The organism is Bosea sp. (in: a-proteobacteria) (assembly GCA_023910605.1).
Classification (GTDB): domain Bacteria; phylum Pseudomonadota; class Alphaproteobacteria; order Rhizobiales; family Beijerinckiaceae; genus Allobosea.
The window spans coordinates 3,084,156-3,101,249 of the sequence record JAAVVV010000001.1; the positions used below are offsets into that span (position 1 = coordinate 3,084,156).

14 protein-coding genes and 1 pseudogene are annotated in these 17,094 nt (G+C 66.6%); 5 read left to right on the forward strand and 10 right to left on the reverse strand.

Features of this window, described 5'->3' with window-relative positions; all coding sequences use genetic code 11:
• Positions 1-36: 36 nt before the first annotated feature.
• Both murG and ftsW read right to left on the reverse strand, forming a co-directional pair.
• Positions 37-1,173: an undecaprenyldiphospho-muramoylpentapeptide beta-N-acetylglucosaminyltransferase gene (gene murG / locus HEQ16_14880; GenBank protein MCO4055302.1), complete on the reverse strand. Its 1,137-nt coding sequence runs from the start codon at positions 1,171-1,173 to the stop codon at positions 37-39.
• A complete protein-coding gene (gene ftsW, locus HEQ16_14885) occupies positions 1,166-2,311 on the reverse strand; it encodes a putative lipid II flippase FtsW (GenBank protein ID MCO4055303.1) in 1,146 nt (381 codons plus the stop codon). The genes murG and ftsW overlap by 8 nt, the downstream gene beginning before the upstream one ends.
• 233 nt (positions 2,312-2,544) lie before the next feature.
• On the opposite strand from ftsW, the gene HEQ16_14890 reads away from it, so the two are divergent.
• Genes HEQ16_14890 through HEQ16_14905 form a run of 4 tightly spaced genes read left to right on the forward strand, consistent with a single transcriptional unit; the run spans position 2,545 to position 8,614 of the window.
• Complete coding sequence (locus HEQ16_14890; GenBank protein MCO4055304.1) at positions 2,545-3,558, forward strand: metalloregulator ArsR/SmtB family transcription factor; 1,014 nt, start codon at positions 2,545-2,547, stop codon at positions 3,556-3,558.
• Between the two features lies 1 nt (position 3,559).
• Positions 3,560-4,477: a methylenetetrahydrofolate reductase [NAD(P)H] gene (gene metF / locus HEQ16_14895; GenBank protein ID MCO4055305.1), complete on the forward strand. Its 918-nt coding sequence runs from the start codon at positions 3,560-3,562 to the stop codon at positions 4,475-4,477.
• 52 nt (positions 4,478-4,529) lie between these two features.
• Positions 4,530-8,282 (forward strand): methionine synthase, encoded by a 3,753-nt coding sequence (metH, locus tag HEQ16_14900; GenBank protein MCO4055306.1) that lies wholly within the window; start codon positions 4,530-4,532, stop codon positions 8,280-8,282.
• Complete coding sequence (locus HEQ16_14905; protein MCO4055307.1) at positions 8,279-8,614, forward strand: hypothetical protein; 336 nt, start codon at positions 8,279-8,281, stop codon at positions 8,612-8,614. Before metH ends, HEQ16_14905 begins: the two co-directional genes overlap by 4 nt.
• 292 nt (positions 8,615-8,906) lie before the next feature.
• On the opposite strand, the gene HEQ16_14910 is transcribed toward HEQ16_14905, so the two are convergent.
• The 8 genes and pseudogenes from HEQ16_14910 to HEQ16_14945 form a co-directional block, all read right to left on the reverse strand.
• Positions 8,907-9,089 carry a hypothetical protein gene (locus HEQ16_14910; GenBank protein MCO4055308.1) on the reverse strand — a complete coding sequence of 61 codons (183 nt, stop codon included), beginning with the start codon at positions 9,087-9,089 and terminating at the stop codon, positions 8,907-8,909.
• Positions 9,090-9,463: 374 nt separating this feature from the next.
• The gene (locus tag HEQ16_14915; GenBank protein MCO4055309.1) at positions 9,464-10,237 is read right to left on the reverse strand and encodes a LuxR family transcriptional regulator; all 774 of its coding nucleotides are present in this window, start codon (positions 10,235-10,237) and stop codon (positions 9,464-9,466) included.
• Between the two features lie 287 nt (positions 10,238-10,524).
• The gene (locus HEQ16_14920) at positions 10,525-11,757 is read right to left on the reverse strand and encodes an FtsX-like permease family protein (GenBank protein MCO4055310.1); all 1,233 of its coding nucleotides are present in this window, start codon (positions 11,755-11,757) and stop codon (positions 10,525-10,527) included.
• Positions 11,754-12,500 (reverse strand): ABC transporter ATP-binding protein, encoded by a 747-nt coding sequence (locus HEQ16_14925; GenBank protein ID MCO4055311.1) that lies wholly within the window; start codon positions 12,498-12,500, stop codon positions 11,754-11,756. The genes HEQ16_14920 and HEQ16_14925 overlap by 4 nt, the downstream gene beginning before the upstream one ends.
• A gap of 8 nt (positions 12,501-12,508) precedes the next feature.
• The gene (locus HEQ16_14930) at positions 12,509-14,203 is read right to left on the reverse strand and encodes an HlyD family efflux transporter periplasmic adaptor subunit (GenBank protein MCO4055312.1); all 1,695 of its coding nucleotides are present in this window, start codon (positions 14,201-14,203) and stop codon (positions 12,509-12,511) included.
• 101 nt (positions 14,204-14,304) lie between these two features.
• Positions 14,305-15,096, reverse strand: coding sequence for an N-acetylmuramoyl-L-alanine amidase (locus tag HEQ16_14935; protein MCO4055313.1), 792 nt, complete (start codon positions 15,094-15,096; stop codon positions 14,305-14,307).
• A 25-nt stretch (positions 15,097-15,121) separates the two neighbouring features.
• Positions 15,122-15,871 (reverse strand): DnaJ domain-containing protein, encoded by a 750-nt coding sequence (locus HEQ16_14940; GenBank protein MCO4055314.1) that lies wholly within the window; start codon positions 15,869-15,871, stop codon positions 15,122-15,124.
• 44 nt (positions 15,872-15,915) lie between these two features.
• Positions 15,916-16,189 (reverse strand): annotated as a pseudogene (locus tag HEQ16_14945) (hypothetical protein).
• A gap of 297 nt (positions 16,190-16,486) precedes the next feature.
• Here HEQ16_14945 and HEQ16_14950 point away from each other — a divergent pair.
• Positions 16,487-16,999: a lytic transglycosylase domain-containing protein gene (locus HEQ16_14950; GenBank protein ID MCO4055315.1), complete on the forward strand. Its 513-nt coding sequence runs from the start codon at positions 16,487-16,489 to the stop codon at positions 16,997-16,999.
• The last annotated feature ends 95 nt before the right edge of the window (positions 17,000-17,094 follow it).

Sequence of the window (17,094 nt, forward strand, 5' to 3'; positions counted from 1 at the left end):
TGCGGCGGCAGGCCCAGGCGCCGGTGATTGCGCCGATCAGGCGCGGCGCGCGGTGGCGATCACCAGTTCGGCGAGCCGGTTGGCGGCATCTGGCATGGCGGCGCTCTTCGCCGCTTCGGCCGCCTTCGTCAAGCCGGCGGGGTCGGAGAGCGCCTTGCTCAGTTCAGCGGCCAGGCGCTTGGGCGTGAATTCGGGCTGCGCGATGACGGTGGCAGCGCCGGTCCGGCCGAGCGTCATGGCATTCGCCATCTGGTCCTGATCCAGCGCGCCCGGCAACGGCACCAGGATCGAGGGCCGCCCGATCACGCCGAGCTCCGCCACGGTGGACGCGCCCGAGCGGGCAATGACAAGGTGGGCGGCGGCCATCTGCTCTGGCAGGTTGTCGAAGAAGTGCGAGACCTCGTGGCGCACGCCAAGGCTCTGGTACAGCGAGGACACCCGCCTGTTGTCCTCGACGCGCGCCTGCTGCACGATCATCAGGCGCGCCTGCTCCTCCGGTTTGAGTTGCTGGATGGCGGTGGGCACGACATCGGCCATGATGCGCGCGCCCTGGCTGCCGCCGAACACCAGAATCCGCAGCATGCCGTTCGCCTCGGGAGGGCTGTAGGGCGCGGCGGCGGCATGTGTGACGGCCGTGCGGACAGGATTGCCCACATGCACGCACTTGGCCTTCGCCGCCTCCGAAAGCCCGCCAACCTCGGCGAAGCCTGTCGCGATGACGTCCACACGGCTGCTCAGGAAGCGGTTGGCGCGCCCAACCACGGCATTCTGCTCATGCAGGATGGTCGCATGGCGCCCGAGCGTGGCGGCAAGCAGCGGCGGCACGGTGGGATATCCGCCAAAGCCCACGACGACATCGGGGTGGAGTTGCCTGATGAGGCGTCGGGCGGCGAACACGCCCTTGACGATGGCGAACGCCGCCAGGATCTTGTCGCTGAATGAGCGGCCCGACGGCGTCGCAGCCGGCACGGCATGGACGGCCGCGGCGGGAAAGCCGCTGGTGAATTCAATGGCGCGCAGGTCCGTGACCAGTTCCACGCTCACCCCCCGGCGCTGGAGGGCATGGCTGAGCGCCTCGGCGGGAAACAGATGCCCTCCTGTGCCGCCTGCGGCGAGAAGGATGAGCAGACCATCAGCCGCGGATGCGCCTTGCGCCGTATCCTGCTCAGCCATGGCCGCGCCCTTCCCCGAACTGCACCATCCCCTCGGCGCGTGGCCGCTTGCGCGTCAACGCCACCAAGAAGCCCATGGCCAGAGCCAGCGACCACAAGGACGAGCCGCCATAGGAGATGAAGGGAAGCGTCATGCCCTTGGCCGGCATCAGGTGCACGTTCACGAACATGTTGATGAGCGCCTGCATGCCGAACAGCAGGGCAAGCCCGGTCACGGCCAGGCGCCGGAACGGATCCTCCGCCGAGAGCGCGATCCAAAGCGCCCGCAACACCACCGTCGCGAAGATGGCGACGATGACGAGGCAAGCCACCACGCCGAACTCCTCGGCGGTGACGGCGAAGATGAAGTCGGTGTGCGCGTCGGGAAGGATGCGCTTGACGGTTCCCTCCCCCGGCCCCTTGCCGAGGAAGCCGCCCGCGACGAAGCTCTCGAGGGCGGTGTCGACCTGGAAGCTGTCGCCGGAATTCTTGTCCATGAAGCGCTCGATGCGCTCGCGCACATGGGGCACGAATTCATAGGCAAGGCCGATCCCGATGAGACCCAGGCCGCCCAGGCTCAGCCCCCAGAACCAGTGCAGGCCCGCAATGAAGACAAGACCGGCCCAGACCAGCGTGACCAGCATGGTCTGCCCGAAATCGGGCTGGAGGATGAGCGGCACCACGGTCAGCGGCAAGAGCAGGAAGGCGAGCGCCGTGCCCGGGACATCGGGCCGCCTCGCGCTTTCGGAGAAGGCCCATGCAATCAGGATGACGAAGGACGGCTTGAGGAACTCCGACGGCTGCAGGGTCATGCCGCCGAGAGAAAGCCAGCGCCGCGCCCCCTTCACCTCCGCGCCGATGTAAAGGCACGCGATCACCCCGATCAGCGAGCCGATGAAGGTGAGCAGAGCCAGCCGACGCACCCAGCGCGGCGACATGAACGAGACCACCAGCAGGATCACGACAGCCGGAGCGAGGAAGATGGCCTGCCGGCTGACGAAGTGGAAGGTGTGAAGGCCGAGCCGCTCTGCCACGGGCGGTCCGCCCGCCATCAGCAGCACGACGCCGATCACCATCAGCCCGAAGATCGCGAAGAGCAGCGTGCGGTCGACCGTCCACCACCAGTTGCCCAGAAGGGTCGGCTCGACGCGCGATGACATGGCAGGCTGGCTCCAGGAAAAGGATTCGAGCGCACGCTGGGCGGACCCCGCGGTAATCCAGCGTTCACCATGTGGCGGAACGGTTAAGGGAGCGTTGACGCTCGCCCTCTGCTGAAGGCCCAACCCCGGCTGCATGGCTTCGTTCCTCGCCACCGGCGAGATGTCGGCAAGGCACTTGCCCTCACCTGGGGATTGACATAAAGATATGTTTATATCTTCGGGGAAGCTGCCGCATGGTCGATCTTGTTCACCATTCCTTGCCGAGCCTGCTTGCCGGGCTGCGCGCCGCTGGCGAGGAGACGCGCCTGCGCATCCTTGCTCTGCTCGCCAAGGGTGAGCTCTCGGTCTCGGACATGACCGACATTCTTGGCCAATCGCAGCCTCGCATCTCGCGTCATCTCAAGCTGATGGCCGAGGCGGGCCTGATCGAGCGCCATCGCGAAGGCGCCTGGGCTTTTTTCCGCCTTGCGCAGGGCACTGCCAGCGGAACCCTGGCGCGGGCTCTAGCCGACACGATCTCGCCCGATGATCCTGTCGTGGCCAGCGATCAGGAGAGGCTGGCGGCCGTGCGCGCGCAGCGCTCGCAGGCGGCCGAGGTCTATTTCACGCGGGTGGCGCGCGACTGGGACCGCGTGCGCTCTCTTCATGCTCCTGACGAGGCCGTTGAGGCTGCGGTCGCCGATGTGATCGGAGCTGGCCCGATCGGCTCGCTGCTGGATCTCGGCACCGGCACGGGGCGGATGCTCCAGCTCTTCGGGCCCCGCGCCAGCCGCGCGGTCGGCGTCGACGCCAGTCACGCCATGCTGGCGGTGGCGCGCGCCAATCTGGAGCGCGGCAGGCTGGCAAGGGTGGAGCTGCGGCAATGCGACATCCATGCCCTGCCCTTTGGCCGCAACGCCTTCGATGTCGTCATCGTCCATCAGGTCCTGCATTTTCTGGACGATCCGGCCCGCGCCCTGCGCGAGGCGGCCGCCGCGCTCACTCCGGGCGGCCGCATCATCGTCATCGATTTCGCGGCCCATGGACTCGAGTTCCTGCGCACCGACCACGCGCATCGCCGCCTCGGCTTCACCGGCGAGCAGATGGCCGAGTGGTTCGGCCAGGCCGGGCTTGCCGTCAGCGCGCCGCGCACGGTGGGGCACGGGTCGGGCGATGCCGCCACACTCACCGTCACACTCTGGATCGCCGAGGATGCCCGACAGCACGGCGATCTTCCGCTTCGCAGCAATCGACTGGAGGTCGCCTGACATGGCCCTTTCCTACCGCCCGAGCCGTCATTCGACCCGGCGTCCCAACGTCTCCTTCGAGTTCTTCCCGCCAAAGACCGAGGAGATGGAACTGGCGCTCTGGGAATCCGTGCGCCGACTCGAGACGCTTGATCCGAGCTTCGTGTCGGTGACCTACGGCGCCGGCGGCTCGACCCGCGAGCGCACCCACGCCACGGTCAAGCGCATGGTCGAGGAAACGAAGCTCAGGCCCGCCGCGCATCTGACCTGCGTATCCGCCTCCAGGACGGAGGTGGACGAGGTCATCCGCTCATATTGGGATGCCGGCGTTCGCCACATCGTGGCCTTGCGCGGCGACCCTGCGGGCGGGCTGGGCACCGCCTATGAGCCGCACCCGCATGGCTATCACCAGACCTCCGATCTGGTGGCCGGGATCAAGGCCATCGGCGATTTCCAGGTCACCGTCTCGGCCTATCCGGAGAAGCACCCCGAGGCCGCCTCTCTGGACGCGGACATCGATGCGTTGAAGATGAAGGTGGATGCCGGCGCGACCCGCGCCATCACCCAGTTCTTCTTCGATAACGACCTGTATTTCCGTTTCATGGACAAGGTGCGCGCCCGCGGCATCGACATACCCATCCTGCCGGGCATCGTGCCGGTGCAGAACTTCAAGCAGACGGCCAACTTCGCCCGCAAGACCGGCGCGTCCGTGCCGCAGTGGCTGGCCGACCGTTTCGAGGGGCTCGAGGATGACATCGCGACCCGCCGCCTCGTGGCGGCGGCGGTCTGCGCCGAGCAGGTGCTCGACCTGATCGATCGCGGCTGCGGCGACCTGCACTTTTACACGATGAACAAGGCGGATCTGGTCTACGCCATCTGTCATCTGATCGGCCTGCGCGCGGACAAGCCCGCCGCTGCCGTCGCCGTGGCCGCGGAGTGACGCGCCAGCCCGGCGCATGCCCTGCGGATCGCCAGAACCAAGGAATGACCTGATGCCCAACCCCTTCCCGCCCGTCGACGGCGCCGCGATCGGCAAGGCCCTGCGTGCGGCTGCATCGGAGCGCATCCTTGTCATCGATGGCGCGATGGGCACGGAAATCCAGAACCTGAAGCTCTCCGAAAGCGACTTTCGCGGCGAGCGTTTCAAGGGCTGGAGCCACGACCTCAAGGGCAACAACGACCTCCTGGTGCTGACCCAGCCCGATGCGATCCGCCAGATCCACCTCGACTACTTCCTGGCCGGCTCGGACATCGTGGAGACCAACACCTTTTCCTCCACCGCCATCGCGCAGGCCGACTACCACATGGAGGCGCTGGCCTATGAACTGAATGTCGAGGCGGCCCGCCTTGCCCGCGAGGCCGCGATCCTCGCCCGGAAGCAGGACGGCCGGGCGCGCTATGTGGCCGGCGCCATCGGGCCGACCAACCGCACACTGTCGATATCGCCGGACGTCAACAACCCAGGCTATCGGGCCGTGACCTTCGATCAGGTGCAGGGCAGCTATGCCGAGCAGGTGCGCGGGCTCATCGATGGCGGATCGCAACTGATCCTGATCGAAACGATCTTCGACACGCTCAACGCCAAGGCGGCCATCGTCGCCGTCGAGCAGGTCTATCGTGAGAAGGGCGTGCGCCTGCCAGTGATGATCTCCGGCACCATCACCGATCTGTCCGGCCGCACGCTGTCCGGCCAGACCACCGAGGCTTTCTGGGCCTCGGTCAACCATGCGAACCCGCTGACCATCGGCCTCAATTGCGCGCTCGGCGCACGCGAGATGCGCGCCCACATCGCGGACCTCTCGCGTGTGGCGGGAACGCTGGTCTGCGCCTATCCCAATGCCGGCCTGCCAAACGAGTTCGGCCTTTATGACGAGCGCCCCGAGGCGACCGCGCACATGCTGGCGGAGTTCGCCGATGCAGGCCTCGTCAACATGGTCGGCGGCTGCTGCGGCACGACCCCTGCGCATATCCGCGCCATCGCCGAGGCGATGAAGGGCAAGGCCCCGCGCGTGCCCCCCAGCCCGAAGGTGATGATGCGGCTTTCGGGCCTCGAGCCCTTCAATCTCGATGACGCGATCCGCTTCGTGAATGTAGGCGAGCGCACCAACGTCACCGGTTCAGCCAAATTCCGCAAGCTCATCAAGGAAGGCGATTACGCCGCCGCCCTCGATGTCGCGCGCGACCAGGTGGCCAACGGCGCCCAGATCATCGACGTGAACATGGACGAGGGCCTGCTCGACTCGGAAAAGGCGATGGTCGAGTTCCTGAACCTGATCGCCTCGGAGCCGGACATTTCCCGGGTGCCGATCATGGTGGACTCGTCAAGGTTCCCCGTGATCGAGGCCGGCCTCAAGACCATCCAGGGCAAGCCGATCGTCAACTCCATCTCGATGAAGGAAGGCGTTGACGCCTTCATCGAGCAGGCCCGCATCTGCCGCATGTATGGCGCAGCGGTCGTGGTCATGGCCTTCGACGAGGAGGGCCAGGCCGACAGCTACGAGCGCAAGGTCGAGATCTGCAGCCGCGCCTACGACATCCTCGTCAATCAGGTCGGCTTCCCGCCCGAGGACATCATCTTCGATCCGAATATCTTCGCCGTCGCCACCGGCATCGAGGAGCATAACGACTACGGCAACGCCTTCATCCAGGCGACGAAGACCATCCGCGAGACCTTGCCCCATGCTCACATCTCGGGCGGGGTCTCCAACCTCAGCTTCTCTTTCCGCGGCAACGAGCCCGTGCGCGAGGCGATGCACTCGGTCTTCCTCTACCACTGCATCAAGGTCGGCATGGACATGGGCATCGTGAATGCCGGCCAGCTCGGCGTCTACGAGAACCTCGATCCCGAATTGCGCGAGCTGTGCGAGGACGTGGTCCTCAACCGGCGCGCTGACGCCACCGAGCGCCTGCTCGACGCCGCCCCGCGCTTCAAGGGCGATGGCGGCCAGTCGGTGAACCTGAAGGACCTCGCCTGGCGCGACCAGCCGGTCGAGAAGCGGCTCGAGCACGCTCTGGTCAACGGCATCACCGAGTTCATCAACATCGACACCGAGGAAGCGCGGGCCAAATCCGAGCGGCCGCTGCACGTCATCGAGGGCCCGCTGATGGCCGGCATGAACGTGGTCGGCGATCTGTTCGGCGCCGGCAAGATGTTCCTGCCGCAGGTGGTCAAGTCCGCCCGCGTCATGAAGCAGGCCGTCGCCTGCCTCATGCCCTACATGGAGGAGGAGAAGGCGAAGTCCGGCCTCTCCCAGTCCTCCGCCGCCGGCAAGGTCCTGATGGCGACGGTCAAGGGCGATGTCCACGATATCGGCAAGAACATCGTCGGCGTCGTGCTCCAGTGCAACAATTACGAGGTCATCGATCTGGGCGTGATGGTCCCGGCGGCGAAGATCCTCGAGATCGCCCGCAAGGAGAAGGTCGACATCATCGGCCTGTCTGGCCTCATCACGCCCTCGCTCGACGAGATGGTGCATGTCGCGGCGGAAATGGAGCGCGAGGGCTTCGACATTCCGCTGCTGATCGGCGGGGCGACCACGTCTCGCGTCCACACCGCCGTGAAGATCCACCCCTCCTATTCACGCGGGCAGGCAGTCTATGTGACCGATGCCAGCCGCGCGGTGGGCGTGGTCTCGACCCTGCTCTCGAACGACAACAAGGGCGGCTATGTCGAGACCGTGCGCGCCGAATATGCCAGGGTCGCGGACGCCCATCGCCGTTCCGAGGCCGACAAGCAACGTCTCTCGCTGGCGAAGGCCCGCGCCAATGCGCAGAAGATCGACTGGGCGAGCTACACGCCGCCAAGGCCAAGCTTCACCGGAACGCGCACCTTCCGCACCTACGACCTCGCCGATCTGGTGAGCTGCATCGACTGGACCCCCTTCTTCCAGACCTGGGAGCTGAAGGGGCGCTATCCCGCCATCCTCTCCGACGAGAAGCAGGGCGCCGCCGCCCGCGCTCTGTGGGACGACGCCCAGGCCATGCTCAAGCGCATCGTCGACGAACGCTGGTTCAACCCCAAGGCCGTGATCGGCTTCTGGCCGGCCAACGCCGACGGCGACGACATCCGCCTCTTCACGGGCGAGAGCCGCACGGAGGAACTGGCCACATTCCACGGGCTGCGCCAGCAGCTTTCCAAGCGCGATGGCCGCCCGAACCTGTGCCTGAGCGACTTCGTGGCGCCAGTCTCCAGCGGCATGGCGGATTACATCGGCGGCTTCGTCGTGACAGCAGGCCCCGAGGAGGAGCGCATCGCCGAGCGCTTCGCGCGCGACAATGACGATTATCGCTCGATCATGGTGAAGGCGCTGGCCGACCGTATCGCCGAGGCCTTCGCCGAGCGCATGCACCAGCGCGTGCGCAAGGAGTTCTGGGGCTACGCCGCCGACGAGACGGTCTCCAATGAGGAGTTGATCCTGGAGCAGTATCAGGGCATCCGCCCGGCGCCGGGCTATCCCGCCCAGCCCGACCACACCGAGAAGTCCACGCTCTTCACGCTGCTGGGCGCCGAACGGCAGGTTGGCGTGAAGCTGACGGAAAGCTTCGCCATGTGGCCAGGCTCCTCGGTCTCGGGCCTGTATCTCGCCCATCCCGACGCGCATTACTTCGGCGTCGCCAAGGTGGAGCGTGATCAGGTCGAGGATTATGCCACCCGCAAGGGCATGAGCATCATCGAGGTCGAGCGCTGGCTGACGCCTATCCTCAACTACGATCCGCTTGCCTATCGCGTGGAAGCGGCCGAGTGAAGGGCTGCATCGCGGCCGCCGTCGCGCTGGTTCTGGCCTGTTCGAGTTGGGCCGGACCTGCCCTCGCCTCCGGCCAGCCCTCAAGCTGGAGCGAGACGAAATGCGCGCGTTACACGGCTGCCTGGTCCGCGCTCATGACCCGGCGCGGCCCCTACGGCCTCGGCGCTGATTTCCTCGGCCGCCATGAAGCCTTCATCGTCTCGGGCTGCACAAGCGCGCCAGATGTATGCCCACAATCAGCTGCGGAGCTGAATGTCGCGAACATCATGGTGATCGCGGCGATGAATGCCGGCACGGCCAGCACCTTTCCGCCCTTCCGTTGCCCGCGGTGAGGTTAGGCAGGGCCTTTTCCTGGCCGTAGGCGATCAATCAGACGCCGCCGGGAGCGGACGGCCATGGTCACGGCGAGCCAAGATTCGTGAAGTGCAAGGCGCAGACAGCATCCGGCCGCCATCGCGGCCCCTGGGCCTGCCCGGTGCTCGCCCGGTGAGTTTGCCCGACAAGGGACAAGCCGTCATGTCGCGAACGGCCTGAACTGTCACGGCCCTGGTGCTTGCGCCAGGAGAAAGCACAGGTGAAGTCGAGGACCGTCCTGCAGGCCTGAACGGTCGCCACGGATGAGGCTCACGCCGCCTTGCGGACCTTCTCGACATCCGAGAGATGCGAAACCATCAGGCTGACGATCAACCGCGCCTCTTCCGGCAACGCCGAAATCTTCCAGATCAGGTCCACGAGCTGCTTATCCTCGGCGAGATAGGCCAGCTGCGCGGTGCGGTTGCTAATGCTGTCTGAGGCCATGTGTTTCATGACGCTTGAATCCTTGTTCCCAAAAATGGTGGAGCGCCCGGCGGACGCTTACGCCTGCACACACACTGGAACTCGACAGAACCGCCGGTCGGTCAGTCCGAATCACCCGGCTATAATTACAACTATCACGAGCAATTCGTCCCGCAACCCCCCTATTTTTGCTGGCTCGAAAAACGCGCAAAGATGGCGTAAGTTTGGTTAAATCAGTGATCGCCTGCAACTCATTCGGACTTTATCGCCGTCCATATGGGCGAATTTGGCGTATATCGTGCTATTTTTTGGCCGTCATAGGCTAGGCCATCAAGATTGCGGCAGCTCTATGATTCAGGTCACAGCTGCGATTTGCAAGCTGCATATACAACCTGTGACTGCATTCAGGTGAGGTCGACCTGATTGGTGAGGAACGCGCGCAGCAGCGCTTCGGTCCGGTTCGATGCCTTCAGCTTAGCCACTGCGGAGGCGATATAGTCGTTTACGGTGTGCTCGCTGATGGCCATGATCAGCGCGATGTCCTTGCTGGACTTGCCGAAGGCGATCCAGCCAAAGACCTGGCGCTCACGCGGCGAAAGCTCCCCATCGCTCTGGAACACGCCACCGGGCATGGACAAGGTCTTGTCGAGGCTGTTGAGGCGGTTGAAGCAGACGCACAGATGCTGCGCCAAAAGCTGCAGGATCAGCAGGGTGCGCTCGCCGACCGCGAATCCGTCGCCGCTGAGGTAAAGAACGCAGCGCCCCTGGAAGGCCTCAGCAAGCGGAATGCAGACGCCCCCGCTCACAAAATTCTGCTTCCGGAAATCGCGCAATTCGACCTGGACAGGGTCGTCAGTGCGGTAGATCGACAGGTCCCAGACGAAGGGTTCGAGCGCGGTGCGCGAACGGATGATGACAGGATCCGAATTGAAAAGGCGCTCCTGTTCGAAGCTGGACTGCATCGCAGCGCTCCAGGTCGAGAGCATCCGGGCATGCAGATAAAGGCTCTTGACCCGGCGCACGACAGCCAGGGTGAAGCCCTTAAAGCCGAAACCCGCGAGAAATGTCGCCAGGCAATCGCGCAGGTCGTCGGCGGTTGCCTGCCGCGCCATCAGGGCCGTGCAGCCCAGCAGGTCGTCAGCGCTGATCGTCGGGTATGGGCGTGAGCGCTTGTTCATGGTTCAAGACTGCGTCTCTTACGGGAATGCGACTAGGGCGAAAATCGATTTTTTGATAACTTTATCTTAAACCAATTCCATAATGGCATAGACACTCGTATAATCATCCAGCTTTCAGGCTCAAGGCGCAACGCTCCTCCGCAGAAAATAGTACGAAGAGGACAGGCTGGCGCTGACGCCGGACTTTGAGGTGCCGGCGTCCTAGAGTTATGTCGCGCCAGTAAAGCGTCAAGTCCCAGGAGGTCTGCCACGCCGCGCGTCGGCAGGGCATCCGACCGGGGGACGGATCATTCCCGCCGGAGCGCCTCGATCGGGTCAAGGCGGGCCGCGCGGCGCGCTGGGTAGTAGCCGAAGAACACGCCGACCAGCCCCGACACGCCCACAGCGATCAGAATGGATTCCGGCGCCACCAGCATGGGCCACCCAGCCGTGCTGGCGATCGTCATCGCGATGCCGAGCCCGAGCGCCACGCCGACCGCCCCGCCCAGCGCGGCCAACGTGGTCGCCTCAATGAGGAACTGCGCCAGCACGTCGCGCGGGCGAGCCCCCACGGCGAGCCTGAGGCCAATTTCGCGCGTGCGCTCGGTTACGGACACGAGCATGATGTTCATGATGCCGATGCCGCCGACCAGCAGCGACACCGCAGCCACCGCCGCCAGCAGGAAGGACAAGGTGCGGGCGCTCGCGGTTGCCGTATTGGCGATCTCGGTCAGGTTGCGCACCGTGAAGTCATCCTCGGCCTCCTCGGGCAGCCTGTGACGCTGGCGCAGCAGGGCCCTGATCTCCTCGATGCCGTTCGTCATGGCGCTTTCTTGCGAGAACTTGACGAAGATCGAGGCGACCGAGCGGTCGCGCGCATAGTTGCGCCCCATGATCCGCCGTCGTCCCGTTTCGAGCGGCACGAAGATCACGTCATCCTGATCCTGCCCGAAGGCCGACTGGCCCTTGGGCGCGGCCACTCCGATGATCCGGAACGGCGTGTTGCGCACGCGCACCACCTGGTCGATCGGATCATCCGTTCCGAACAGGGTGGCCGCCACCGTCTGGCCGATGATGGCGACGATCTCGCCGCGACGCAGCTCTTCGGGGTCGAACAGGCGCCCCGACGGCACGTCCCACTCCCGCGCTGCGAAGAAGTCATTGTCCACGGCCTGGATGCCGGTGGACCAGTTGGCGCCCTGGAAGATCGCCTGCGCCTGCGCCCGGATGAAGGGCGCGGCGGCCTCGACGCCATCGATCTCCCGCTTGATCGCCCGCGCATCGTCATCCGTCAGGCTCGACGAGGCGCCGGCGCCCAGCCGCACCCCGCCCATCTGCACGTTGCCGGCCGAGATGACCGCGAGGTTCGCGCCAAGGCTCCTGATCTGGTCATTGACCCGCGCCCGTGCCCCCGATCCGATCGCCACCATGGCGATGACGGCCGCGACGCCGATGATGATGCCGAGCATGGTGAGGATGCTGCGCAGCGCATTGGCCAGAATGGCCTGGAAGGCGGATCGCAGCGCTTCGGTCAGGCTCATGAGGCCGCCCCCGCCATCACCCCAGGCGAGAGCTGCGCCAGCGCCGCCGCAGCCGAGGCCGGCTCCTGCCGCTCATCGGCGATCACGCTGCCATCGCGGAAGCGCACCACGCGCCGTGCATGGCGCGCGACCTCCGGATCATGCGTCACAAGGATCACGGTCACGCCTTCCGCATTGAGCGCCTGGAAGAGCGCGAGAATGTCGAGCGCGGTGCGCGAATCCAGCGCGCCGGTGGGTTCGTCCGCGAGGATGAGCCGGGGATCATTCACGAGAGCGCGCGCAATGGCGACGCGCTGCTGCTGCCCGCCCGAAAGCTGCATGGGCCTGTGCCCCGCGCGATCCGCAAGCCCGACGCGCGCCAGCGCTTCGAGCGCACGCGCGCGCCGAGCCCGGCCGCCCAGCCCCGCATAAAGCATGGGCAGTTCCGCATTGGTGGCGGCATCGGCCCGCGCCAGCAGATTGAACTGCTGGAATACGAAGCCGATCTTGCGGTTGCGCAGCCCGGCAAGCGCATCCGCGTCGAGCCCGCCGACATCCACGCCGTCAAGCCGGTAGCTCCCGCCGGTGGGCCGGTCGAGGCAGCCGATCAGGTTCATCAGGGTCGATTTTCCGGAGCCGGACGGGCCCATCACGGCCACCATCTCGCCTGCCTCGATATCGAGATCGATGCCGGCGAGCGCCACCACCTGCCCGGCATCCAGATGATAGACCCTGGAGAGCCCCCTCGCCTCGATAAGGGCCATGGCCAGCCTCAGAACAGGCGCGGCGCGCGCGGCCGCACGGCAGGCTGCGCAGGCCGGAGCGGCCCGCCGCCGGTGATGACGCTGGCGCCGGCCGCGACATCGCTGCCGACGATCTCCGTCACGGCGCCGTCGCTCACGCCAAGGCGCACCTCGATGGCTTTGGGCTGGCCGTCAGGGCCCAGCACATGCAGGCGGCCCGGCGTCGTCTCGCGGTCGCGGCGCTGGCGCCCCTGAGCGGTCTGCGCCTGAACCATGGCCTCGAAGCGGGCCCGCCTCTCAGGGTCCAGCAATTCCGCAATCGCGCGGCCATTGTCGCGCCGCACCATCTGCGCGTTGCGCCGGATCTCCTCGGGGCTTGCGCCCTGCCGCTCGGCGCGCAAGCGCTCGCGTCCAGCGTCCAGCAGCGCGTCGATGGCCGCCAGTTGCTCGGGCGTCGGCCGAACATCCGCGACCAGCCGCTCGCGCCAGACCTGTATGGCCCGCGCCCCGCCCGGTCCCCCGCCACCCGCAGGGCCGGCGGCGAAGGGATTGGCATCCTCCGCCGGCGCCGCGCCATTGCCTGAGCCGGTCGTCGCCGCGGTCACCGGGCGGAAGCGCAGAGCGGCATTGGGGGCACGCAGCGCGTCGCGGCGCTCATCGGTGATGATCTGGAGGTTGGCCGTCATGCCCGGCATCAGCGCAAGGTCATCGTTCCGCACCGATATGACGCCGGTGTAGGTGACGACGTTCTGCACGGTCTGCGCCGCAAGCCGCACCAGCCGGACGGAGCCCTCGAAGGTGCGGTTGGGATAGGCATTGACGCTGAAGCTGACCTTCTGGCCGGGCTTGATGCGGCCCACATCGGCCTCGTCGATATTGGCGTAGATCTCGATGCGGCGCAGGTCCTGCGCGATGGTGAAGAGCGTGGGCGCCGAGAGCGAAGCCGCCACTGTCTGCCCCAGCTCGATCTGCCGCTGCACCACCACCCCGTCCACAGGGGACCGGATCTCTGTGTTGGCCAGATCGATGGAGATGTCCTTCAGGCGCGACTGGCGCTGCAGCAGCACCGCGCGCGACGCTTCCACCTGCGCCATGGCCAGCGCGATGTCGGCGTCGAACGCCATGATCTCGGCGCGGGCCGAGCCAGCCTGCGCATCCACCGACGCCAGCTGCGCGGTCTGGACATCGACCTGCGTGCGCACCGCCTCGAGCGCGGAGCGCGAGCCGGAACCGGACCGGGTGAGGTCACTCTGGCGTTCCAGCTGGCGTCTGTTCTCTGCCAGCGTGGCCACCACCCGTTCGCGCTGGGCGGCTATGTCGCGCAGGGTCGAGTCGGCCCTCAGACGCGTGGCCCTGGCGCGTTCGAGCTGTGCGGTCTTGACGCCGACATCGGCCTCAGCGCCCGCCACCTCCGCAGCCGCCGCGTCGCGCCGCGAGCGGATCTGTTCGGAGAACAGCCGGGCCACCACCTGCCCCGCCTTCACCTCGCTGTTGAAGTCGGCGAGGATGTCGACGATCAGCCCCGAGAGCTGCGATCCGACGAGCACGGTCGAGACAGGCGTCAGCGTGCCCGTGGCCCGCACCGAGGCGATGATCGCCCCCCGGTCGAGGCTGGCCAGACGATAGGCCGGGTCCTGGCTTTGTCCGCGCGACACCGACAGCACATAGCCGCCAGCAAGCATCACGCCTCCAAGGACCAGCGCGGGCCAGAGCCACCGTTTCAAGCCGAAACCCTCATCAGATGCGGGCCGTCACCAATACTGCCTCGTGTGGTCTATCACGGAAAAAGGCCGCCGCCTCATGACAAATCAGCAATGTCGAACCCTCACGCCACCTGCGAGGCGGCGCCTGATGCCGCGATCAGGTCACGCAAGGTGGTGATGGTCGAGGCATCGGCGACGCCATCCACGCGCGCGGGCCGCCAGTGCCGCTGGAAAGCCTCCACCACGGCTTGCGTGCGCTCGCAGAACACGCCGTTCACCGGCGCGCCATAGCCCAGCATCACGAACATCGCCTGCAGCGCCTCGATGGGAGGGCCGCTCTCGCCGCGTTGGAAGAACCGGCCGCTGCGGATCGGCGCGGGCTCTATCCATAGGCCGACGCCGCCCTCCGCCAGGCGCCGCCAGGGGAAGAGTTCGCCCGGGTCGATCTTGCGGCCGGGCGCGACATCCGAATGCGCCAGCACCCGATCGGGCCGGATCGACCAGCGCTCGCAGATGTCGCGGCACAGTTCCAGAACGGCCGAGATCTGCCCAACCGGATAGGGCGGCAGCCCTCCGGGATGGCCCGGATTGGCGATCTCGATGCCGATCGAGCAGGAGTTGATGTCTGCATCGCCCTGCCAGTGGGACACGCCGGCATGCCATGCACGACGTGCCTCCGGCACAAGCTGGAGGACATGCCCGTTCTCGAACACGAAGTAATGCGAGGACACGTTTGAAACGGGATTGCACAGCCATTGCAGCGCCTGGCCGGCATCGGCCATGCCGGTGTAGTGCAGGATCAGCATGTCGGGGCGGCGGCCCTCCGTGCCGTCAGCATGCCGCCGCGGGCCATGATTGGGCGAGGCGAATACCTTTGCCGCCCCGGCGCTGTCCGGTTGCAGGCGCTCGTTCATCGGGCGCGGCCTTCCGGTTCGCGGTTCATGACGATATCGCGGCCTTGGGCTTCTTTGCGCCGCGCTCGCGGCCGATCCGCTCCCAAGCGCCGTTCAGCGCGGCCAGCCGTTCATTGGCGATCGTCACGGCTTCGGGCGGCAGGCCTCTGGCCAGCGCACGGTCCGGATGATGCGCGGTGACAAGCTTGAGCCAGGCGCTGCGGATCTCCTCGGTCGTCATGTCGCGGGAGACGCCGAGCACGCGATAAGGATCGTCGGCGCGGCGGACATGGCGGGCCTCGATCTGGGCGAAGCGGGCCTCGTCGAGCCCGAAGATCGACGCCACCGCCGCCAGATAATCATGTTCGGCCTCATGCAGCACGCCATCGGCCGCAGCGACATGGAACAGGCCATCGAGGACATCCTCGAGAAGCGCTGGCTCTTCGGCGAAAAGGGCGCCGAGCTGGGCGGCATAGGCCTCGAACCCGGCCGTGCTCGCCTTTGCGATGTCGAAGAGCGCCTGGATGCGCGGCATGTCGGCATCCGGCGCATCCACGATCTGGCGAAAGGCGCTCACCTCGTCGCGGGTGACCACGCCATCGGACCGCGCCATCTTGGCTGACAGCGCGATCATGCCGGTGGAGAACAGGGTAGCGCGGTCCGGAGCGCCGAACGGTGCGCCCTCGCGGTCCACCAGCACATGGCCGGCGAACAGCCCGATCAGCGCGCCGAGCGGCCCGCCAATCGCCAGGCCGACGCCCGCGCCGCCAAGCTTGCCCCACATGGAGCTCCACATGGAACCCTGCCCTGGCTGGCGCGGCGTCGGCCGCGCGTCATCGGTCAATAGCGATAGCAGTAGCCGTCACTGGCGAGATAGGTGCCGCGCGGGCAGCGGCCGCTGCGCTGCGGGGTGGTTGCTGCGCCGATAACCGCGCCGCTGACGGCGCCGATGGCCGCACCAGCCGCAACACCGCGTGAACCGGCCACTGCGCCGCCCAGCACGGCAGCCGGCGCCGGCGCCGATCAGGCCGCCGCCGACAGCGCGTTCACCAGGGCTGTTGCAGGCGCCGAGCGTGAGGCCGACGAGGGCCAGTGCGAAGATCTTGGTTTTCATGGTTCGCTCCCGAACTTTGGTTGTGCGGCAAGGGCGGCCGTATCGCCATGCGGCTGACGCCGCTTGTCGGCGCCTCCCGTCACGAGTCGGCGACGGGACCGCGCATGGCTATTCATAACAGCCCTGCTTTCGCAAAAAGCTAGAGCCTGAGGGAGAGCGCCCCGGAGCTTCACGCCCTGGAGTCTCGCGTCCCGGATTCGCCGCTGCCATGATTTGGACACCAAGTTCTGGGACCCAGCGCGCTTGGAACGGATCGGCTGCGCGAGGCAGCGCTTCCCCAAAGCCGAAGGATACGCCATGCCACGCGTGATTCATGCCTCTGCCGTCCTCATCATGCCCTTGTTTCTCGCTGCCTGCACGGCAACCTCAAAAACCGCTGCGACGAGTGCATCCGGCACTTCCAGGATCGAAGCCACTTCCACCGCGATGCCATCGCGTAGCGCGCTCGACGCCAAGATCGCACGTCACGCCCATAAGGCCGGAGTGCCCGTGACGCTGGCCCGGGCCGTGGTGAGGCTCGAAAGCAACTTCAAGCCGCAGGCCGCCAATGCGGGGAATTTCGGGCTGATGCAGATCCGCCTCGCCACCGCCCGCTCGATGGGCTACCGCGGCGGCGTATCGGGGCTGATGGAGCCGGAAACCAACCTGACCTACGGCATGAAGTATCTTGCGGAGGCCTACAGGCTGGCAGGCGGCGAAACCTGCGGCGCGATCATGCGCTACCAGAGCGGGCTCAGGTCCATCCGCATGAACGGCGCCAACCGCACCTATTGCAGCAAGGCCAAGGTCATCATGGCCCAGGCTGACTGAAAACCAGCCTCATCAAGACCATCCCCCTGAAGGCGCCGCCTCCTGGCGCCGGCGTGAGCGCGGCGCCCCTTCTGGCGGCGACCCGGAAGGGGCGA

Coding starts and splice junctions, on each gene's coding strand:
- ftsW (MCO4055303.1), bottom strand. CDS start 2,311: ATGTCATCGCGCGTCGAGCCGACCCTTCTGGGCAACTGGTGGTGGACG.
- metF (MCO4055305.1), top strand. CDS start 3,560: ATGGCCCTTTCCTACCGCCCGAGCCGTCATTCGACCCGGCGTCCCAAC.
- murG (MCO4055302.1), bottom strand. CDS start 1,173: ATGGCTGAGCAGGATACGGCGCAAGGCGCATCCGCGGCTGATGGTCTG.
- HEQ16_14925 (MCO4055311.1), bottom strand. CDS start 12,500: ATGGCCCTTATCGAGGCGAGGGGGCTCTCCAGGGTCTATCATCTGGAT.
- HEQ16_14920 (MCO4055310.1), bottom strand. CDS start 11,757: ATGAGCCTGACCGAAGCGCTGCGATCCGCCTTCCAGGCCATTCTGGCC.
- HEQ16_14940 (MCO4055314.1), bottom strand. CDS start 15,871: ATGTGGAGCTCCATGTGGGGCAAGCTTGGCGGCGCGGGCGTCGGCCTG.
- HEQ16_14910 (MCO4055308.1), bottom strand. CDS start 9,089: ATGAAACACATGGCCTCAGACAGCATTAGCAACCGCACCGCGCAGCTG.
- metH (MCO4055306.1), top strand. CDS start 4,530: ATGCCCAACCCCTTCCCGCCCGTCGACGGCGCCGCGATCGGCAAGGCC.
- HEQ16_14890 (MCO4055304.1), top strand. CDS start 2,545: ATGGTCGATCTTGTTCACCATTCCTTGCCGAGCCTGCTTGCCGGGCTG.
- HEQ16_14950 (MCO4055315.1), top strand. CDS start 16,487: ATGCCACGCGTGATTCATGCCTCTGCCGTCCTCATCATGCCCTTGTTT.
- HEQ16_14935 (MCO4055313.1), bottom strand. CDS start 15,096: ATGAACGAGCGCCTGCAACCGGACAGCGCCGGGGCGGCAAAGGTATTC.
- HEQ16_14915 (MCO4055309.1), bottom strand. CDS start 10,237: ATGAACAAGCGCTCACGCCCATACCCGACGATCAGCGCTGACGACCTG.